Below are 6,503 nucleotides of genomic sequence, written 5' to 3'. Positions count from 1 at the left end.
CCGCCGCTAACGTCATAGAAGCAAGCTTCTAATCAGTTCGCTCGACTTGCATGTATTAGGCACGCCGCCAGCGTTCATCCTGAGCCAGGATCAAACTCTCCGAAGAAATGTTTGACTTGCTCAATTTTAAAATAAAAATTAACGTTGACGTTTGTCGCTTTGTTCAGTTTTCAAAGTTCAACCGTCGCTCTTGAGCGACTTTTTTATATTAACAAGTTGTCTTTCGTTTGTCAACAACTTTTTAATATTTTATTTCTGATGAATTGCGATTGTTTTCGAATCACTCATCAGCGACATTTAATAATTTAACATCTGTACTATATAAAGTCAACACTTTTTAAAAAGTTTTTTTCGTTTTACCAAAAAACCTTATTTACTTCCCTGTTTTCACTGAACCTTAGCAAGATCTTTGAAAGGATTTGATACTTCTCTTGAATGTTTCGTTCAAGAACTACATGATTCAAACTTTGTTGAAAAACAACGTTTGTTCTTTTCATTTCTTCTCTGAGTAGTGCTTCTAACTCTAAACACTCCACTTGATTAAATAAACAAATTTTCATTGATTCACCTGCTTTTTGCGACATTGATTCTCAAACATCAAAATAAAATCAGTCGTTCTTTTCCTTACATGTTATTAATTGTAGACAAAACGCATACAAATTAGACAAGTACTACTTATTAAATGAGGTGACAAAATGAATATGTTTTATACTATTCGAGCCAAAAGAATCAAACAAACAATGCTTATCGTAGTTGCTGCTTTTTTTACAAGCTTTTTTCTTTATGCTCAACAGACGTTTCACTTTCCTGTGTTTTCAACAGATAATGGTCCACGAGCTGTTTATAAGGCGGATAATAAAAATCCCGAAGTCGCTCTTACATTTAACATCAGCTGGGGAGACGAAAGAGCTATTCCTATTCTAAATGAACTGAAAAAACAGCATATTGAACATGCTACTTTCTTTTTATCTGCTTCATGGGCTGAACGTCATCCAGATGTTGTAGAGCGCATAAAAAAAGAAGGCCACGAAATTGGCACAATGGGCTATGACTATACTTCCTATACAAGCCTAAAACCTAATGAAATTAGACAAGATCTTGCAAAATCAAAGAAAGTCTTTGATTCCCTAGGACTTAAAGATGTTCACCTTCTTCGGCCTCCTAACGGGCAATTTAATAAAGACATCTTAAAATTAACAGCCGATATAGGATATACAACCGTGCACTGGAGCATCGACTCTAAAGACTGGACAAATCCAGGAGTTGAAAAGATTGTATCGAATGTCACAAAACCCTTAGATGGGGGAGATATTATCTTGCTGCACGCTTCTGACTCCGCTCAACAAACAGCAAAGGCTATTCCATATATCAAGAATTCACTACAAAATAAAAAAGTCTCAAACGTAAGTGTTTCAACATTAATTTCAAATTCAAAAACCCAAGTAAAAGATATCCGCTAAGATCTATTACTAGTGTATATGGAAAGCAAAAGCAGACAAATATGCTATTTGTCTGCTTTTGCTATTCTTTCGTGCGTAAGAAGTTTGGGCAAAATAAGAAGTTGATACATATTACAAATTAGAAGTGGAAACAACATAAGGTAAAGCCAGCTTTCTTCGTTCGTTCGCAGCGCTGGGAACCATTCAATTGTCGTTACAACAATCATAAAAAAAAGCGCTGGTACAAAAGCCTCTTTATTCGTCTGCTTTTTCTTTGCATACGCCACTAATAACCCCACCGCTAACAAGAAAACGCTTAACAAAATATACTTGCCTATGCCTTCTCCCGGTTGTTGAAAGAACTTATATCGAAAATAAGCAACGTCAAATAATACAAATAAAACAAATACAATTTGAACCGATTTCCAAAGTGATGCAGATTTAAAAATCCCCAACCCAAATCGGTGAATAGTTAAATATGCAAAAAAACCCATTTGGCTAATTAAACTAAAAATAAACCCTACGCCTACGAGCCATGTTAAAACAGCAACAATTTCTCCTATCTTTCCTTGTTGAAATAAGTGACCGTATTCCCCCCAGCGCACCGCAAACCCAACAAAAGCTGTACTTATACCCCCGACAGCTAACGTGGTTAGAAATAGACGAACCCAATTTCGACTATTCACTTCCATCTCCCCCATAAGTTACAAAATTGTACCTTTCCATAAATTGTACCAATCACGTTTTGAAAAATCTAGAGCTCTTTTATGAATAAAAAACCTTGATTATCTCATATTAAGCGTAAGCATATTAGGAAAGGAGCTCATTACTATGAAAAAGCGACTCATGCTCCTCATTTATATAGGAATGTGTATGCTTTTAGCTACAGCCTGTGCACCGCAAGATGAAGAGAACAATGGTATGGATTATGATCAAACAAAGAAAATGGTTGTTGATATTTTAAAAACAGATGAAGGAAAAAAAGCAGTCGAGGCAATTATGAAAGACCCTTCTGTTAGACAAGATATTTTAATGGATCAAAACGCGATAAAAGATACAATTTCTCAAACCCTAGTCTCAGATAAAGGCGTGGAATTTTGGAAAAAAGCCATGGATGATCCGAAGTTTGCTGAAAGCTTTGCTAAAAGTTTGGAAAAAGAAAATAAGACGGTCATCAAACAACTGATGAAAGATCCTGAATATCAAGGAATGCTTCAAGACGTTTTAAAGGATCCGGCTATGGAAAAAGAAGTACTGACTGTTTTAAAGAGTAAAGAATATCGCACTTATTTACAAAAGATTATGACCGAAACGTTTGATAGCCCTCTTTATCAATCTAAAATTCAAGACATTCTTTTGAAAGCCGCTGAAGAAACACAAGGTGGACAAAAACAAAGCAGCGACGATGGTGGTTCTTCTTCCTCTGGATCTGATTCAGGCGGAGAACAGCAACAGCAGTGATTAAATACGCATCTCATATGAGGTGCGTATTTAATTATGTCATTTATTTTTATTAAAAAACCTAAATAACTTCTTTATATTTTTTAATACTTAGTATTTTTATTGGAATTGTAAACTTTAATTCTTAGCTTTATGGTAAAATATTAGAAATTGACACAATCGTTTTATAGCAAAAGGAGGGAATTCGATGGAATTTCGCGTTATTAAAACGTTTCAAACCATTGTTCGTTTAGGAAGCTTTCAATTAGCCGCTGAATATTTAAAGTACTCTCAGCCTACCATTACACTGCACATTCAAAAGTTAGAATCCGAACTAGGATTTAAGCTTTTAGAACGAGGAAAAAGCATAAAACTTACTGAAGCAGGTAAAATCTTTTACGAGCGGGCAAATATTTTACTAAAGGAATATGAATATCTAAATAACACCTTAAAGGATTATTCAACAGGCGAAGCTGGCACGATCCGTATAGGTGCTGCAGAGCCTACAGCAAGCAGTCGACTGCCTTCCATTCTCTCATTATTTAAAAAAAGATATCCCAACACAGAAATTAGCTTACTCGTTGCAGACGAAAAGCATCTTCATCAACATATACGCAATCAAGAAATTGATTTCGCGATTGGCACTGTCTCAGAATCGTTCAGAGATATAGAATTTGAGGCATTACTAACGGAAAAACTTGTGCTGCTACTACCATTCAATCATGCTCTAACAAAAAGAAAAACAATCTTTGCAAAAGATTTAATACACGAAACGCTGATTACAGCTGGGCAATCTTCCGTTCAAAAGAAAATTGAGCAGCTAATCTTTGAACGAACAGGCCAACTGCCTGCTAAAGTCCAGTTAGGCACTATTAGCACACTTCAGCATTTTGTAAAAGAAAACTTAGGAATAGCCGTTGTTCCACAAATAAGCGCAACTCTTCCGCCAGATCAAGTGGTGGTTAAAACGATTCATGACTTGCATGAGGGGCCTGCAATCGGCATTTTAAAGCACCAGTCTCACACCGTAAGTACAGCCGGAAAAACATTTTTAGCTCTCTTAAAACAAAACCTTGCATTTGATTTAAAAAAGGCGCAGATTGAACTCTCTGTATAACAGCAAAAAGCACGCGCTCGAACAGCGCGTGCTTTTTGTTATTTTCCTGTTGCTGCTTTTTTATTTTCGCAAATAAATGCAATCTTGCTTGCAATCTCTCCATATATTTTACCTAAACGATGCGATTCATCGTAAATGGAAGGTGCAAAATCTTCTTCATTCCAGTCAGGCTGACTTAACGGAAGCTGTCCTAACAGCTCTGTCTGAAGTTCCTCAGCAAGTTTTGGACCTCCGCCTTTACCAAATACATACTCTTTTTCCCCTGTTAGCTGGCTTTCAAAGTAGGCCATATTTTCTACAACTCCAATTACCTCATGATCGGTTTTCAAAGCCATAGCACCCGCTCTAGCTGCAACAAATGCCGCTGTAGGATGTGGTGTTGTAATAATCACTTCTTTACAAGCAGGAAGCATAGAGTGAACGTCTAATGCGACATCACCTGTTCCGGGAGGTAAGTCTAGTAAAAGATAATCTAATTCTCCCCATTCAACTTCTGTAAAAAAGCTTGTCAACATTTTTCCAAGCATAGGTCCTCGCCAGATAACAGGTGAATTATCTTCTACAAAGAAGCCCATGGAAATAACTTTTACTCCGAAACGGTCAACTGGAATAATCTTTTCACCTTCTACTACAGGACGCTGTGTGATTCCCATCATATCTGGAACGCTGAATCCATAAATGTCAGCATCAATTAAACCAACTTTCTTTCCTAAACGAGCTAGAGAAACGGCCAAGTTAACAGAGACTGTTGATTTACCAACGCCTCCTTTACCGCTGGCAATAGCAATAAATTCAGGTGCATTCGGACTAGTTAGTAAGTTGCCAGTATTCGGTTGCTCAGCGCGGTACTGCTGAAGTTCTTCAGGCGTAAACTCAACAAATCGCAATCCAACCGACTGTACACCTGCTTTTTTTAATTCTTCTACAATTGTGCCTTGAAGGCTCAGCTGTTCACTAGTACCTGTTTTTGCAACAGCAATCTTCAGGCTTATATGCTGTTTTTCAGATTTAATTGTTATTTCTTTAATCGCATCTGTTTCTGATAGTTTTTTATTTAAAAATGGATCTGTAATTTCCCCTACTACTTCTTTTACTTGCTTTTCCGTTAGCATACTCCCACCACCATGTTAAAATCTATTTATTTATACTATCAAGTATATCATACATATTAGATTTTTCTGAATAGAAGGATGCTATGCTTTTTATTTAGGCTTTTCTCCAGTAAAATACCGGCTGACTCCTTCATAAATGGATTCAGCTAACTTTTTTTGATAGCGTTTCGATTGAAGCATTTTACGTTCTGTAGGATTTGATAAGAATCCTACTTCAACCAAAGCACCTGGTGGCTTAGAATGCTTAAGAAGGTAAAGAGTTTGAATAGCTTTTGCTTCACGACTCGTATTATCCAGATTATTTCTTAGCTCTTGTTGAATGAGTTTAGCCACTTGCTCGTTTTCTTTTAGGGACCCGTAATAGAAAGTTTGAGCCCCTCTCCATGCAGAGGATGGAATAGCATTCAAGTGAATACTTAAGTACAAATCAGCATTGGATTTATTAATCATCGTTAAGCGATTTTTTAAGTCCTCTACTTTTCTGCGACTATATCCTCTTGTGTCTTTGGCCGCTAGGTCTTCGTCTTTTTCTCTCGTCATAATAACAAGTGCCCCTTGCTCTTGCAGATAGTCCCGAAGCATCAACGAAATTTTAAGAGTTATTTCTTTTTCAAGCACTTCATCCTCTCCTACGGCTCCTCCATCAACACCGCCATGTCCAGGATCTAGTACAATAACTTTCCCGCTAAGAGGGAGTGAAAGCGAACCGGATGATGTTCTATGATCTATCTGATATTGTACAATGACAAAAAGAACGAGAAGCGCTATAATTGTGCTCATTATTTTTACTTTAGACATTTTATCCCTTCCCTTCTTGCCTCACCTATTTATTTCTATATGGGACAAGAACGGGAATTATGAGTACTTTTTAATGCAAACGTAACCGACGTCTTTTTTCTGCGGTACGATAACCTTCTTTCCACCAGTCTTGCACATATCCTTGACACAAATAATACAGACCGTCTTGATAAAGATCTGTTACAGACATGCTGACGGCTCCGTACAATGTATCAATTAACAGAGACTCTTCTTGCTTACTGTGCTTCTGAAAGTCTTCGTAGCCTTTACCACGTTTACTCACCCGAGCACCTAATAAAAATGATTCGATGGCAATATCAAGACAGTACTCCTCCACATGTTCGTCTCCTAGCATGTTCCACTGAAACATGGGATGAAAATAACGGTGCAGCCTCTCTTGAAGCAAATCAAACGACAGTTCTCTTAGGACTTTGCGTTCATATTTCATTTCTTTTTCATAACGTTTTTCTTTTAAATATGTAACCTCGTTCACGATAACGCCTCCCTTTTTTACATATTGTCTGCACAAGCCTTCGTCTCATACGCAAACAACAAATAAAAAAAGCCTTGGTCCAAAGACCAAGGCTTGAAACGTAA

The 6,503-nt window shown here is 37.2% G+C and carries 7 protein-coding genes and 1 rRNA gene; 3 read left to right on the top strand and 5 right to left on the bottom strand.

The window, feature by feature from the left end:
- Positions 1 to 106, bottom strand: a 16S ribosomal RNA gene (locus tag MMB68_RS26295); the annotation flags it as partial.
- 589 nt (positions 107 to 695) lie between these two features.
- Between MMB68_RS26295 and pdaB the strand changes: the two genes are divergently transcribed.
- Complete coding sequence (gene pdaB, locus MMB68_RS26290; protein ID WP_221785570.1) at positions 696 to 1,460, top strand: polysaccharide deacetylase family sporulation protein PdaB; 765 nt, start codon at positions 696 to 698, stop codon at positions 1,458 to 1,460.
- Between the two features lie 44 nt (positions 1,461 to 1,504).
- Here the strand turns inward: pdaB and MMB68_RS26285 are convergent, their stop codons facing one another.
- A complete protein-coding gene (locus MMB68_RS26285) occupies positions 1,505 to 2,125 on the bottom strand; it encodes a KinB-signaling pathway activation protein (protein ID WP_221785571.1) in 621 nt (206 codons plus the stop codon).
- A gap of 145 nt (positions 2,126 to 2,270) precedes the next feature.
- Here MMB68_RS26285 and gerD point away from each other — a divergent pair, with 145 nt between their 5' ends.
- On the top strand, positions 2,271 to 2,900 hold the full coding sequence (gerD, locus tag MMB68_RS26280; protein ID WP_013054964.1) for a spore germination lipoprotein GerD: 630 nt from the start codon (positions 2,271 to 2,273) through the stop codon (positions 2,898 to 2,900).
- Between the two features lie 187 nt (positions 2,901 to 3,087).
- On the top strand, positions 3,088 to 3,996 hold the full coding sequence (locus MMB68_RS26275; RefSeq protein ID WP_071277644.1) for a LysR family transcriptional regulator: 909 nt from the start codon (positions 3,088 to 3,090) through the stop codon (positions 3,994 to 3,996).
- Between the two features lie 38 nt (positions 3,997 to 4,034).
- Here the strand turns inward: MMB68_RS26275 and MMB68_RS26270 are convergent, their stop codons facing one another.
- The 3 genes from MMB68_RS26270 to MMB68_RS26260 all read right to left on the bottom strand — a co-directional run bounded on the left by MMB68_RS26270 (position 4,035) and on the right by MMB68_RS26260 (position 6,399).
- A complete protein-coding gene (locus MMB68_RS26270; RefSeq protein ID WP_221785572.1) occupies positions 4,035 to 5,108 on the bottom strand; it encodes an Mrp/NBP35 family ATP-binding protein in 1,074 nt (357 codons plus the stop codon).
- A 90-nt stretch (positions 5,109 to 5,198) separates the two neighbouring features.
- Entirely contained in the window at positions 5,199 to 5,906 is a 708-nt protein-coding gene (cwlD, locus tag MMB68_RS26265; RefSeq protein WP_034654901.1) for an N-acetylmuramoyl-L-alanine amidase CwlD, read from the bottom strand.
- A gap of 70 nt (positions 5,907 to 5,976) precedes the next feature.
- Positions 5,977 to 6,399, bottom strand: coding sequence for a YbaK family protein (locus MMB68_RS26260; protein ID WP_264134462.1), 423 nt, complete (start codon positions 6,397 to 6,399; stop codon positions 5,977 to 5,979).
- Positions 6,400 to 6,503 lie beyond the last annotated feature (104 nt).

Origin of the sequence: Priestia sp. Y58 (assembly GCF_029522095.1) — a bacterium.
GTDB lineage: Bacteria > Bacillota > Bacilli > Bacillales > Bacillaceae_H > Priestia > Priestia megaterium_E.
This window is presented reverse-complemented; position numbering and strand designations above follow the sequence as displayed.

What these genes read in the sequence shown, in the direction of transcription:
- pdaB (WP_221785570.1), top strand. Translation starts at nt 696, where the DNA reads ATGAATATGTTTTATACTATTCGAGCCAAAAGAATCAAACAAACAATG.
- gerD (WP_013054964.1), top strand. Translation starts at nt 2,271, where the DNA reads ATGAAAAAGCGACTCATGCTCCTCATTTATATAGGAATGTGTATGCTT.
- MMB68_RS26275 (WP_071277644.1), top strand. Translation starts at nt 3,088, where the DNA reads ATGGAATTTCGCGTTATTAAAACGTTTCAAACCATTGTTCGTTTAGGA.
- MMB68_RS26270 (WP_221785572.1), bottom strand. Translation starts at nt 5,108, where the DNA reads ATGCTAACGGAAAAGCAAGTAAAAGAAGTAGTAGGGGAAATTACAGAT.
- cwlD (WP_034654901.1), bottom strand. Translation starts at nt 5,906, where the DNA reads ATGTCTAAAGTAAAAATAATGAGCACAATTATAGCGCTTCTCGTTCTT.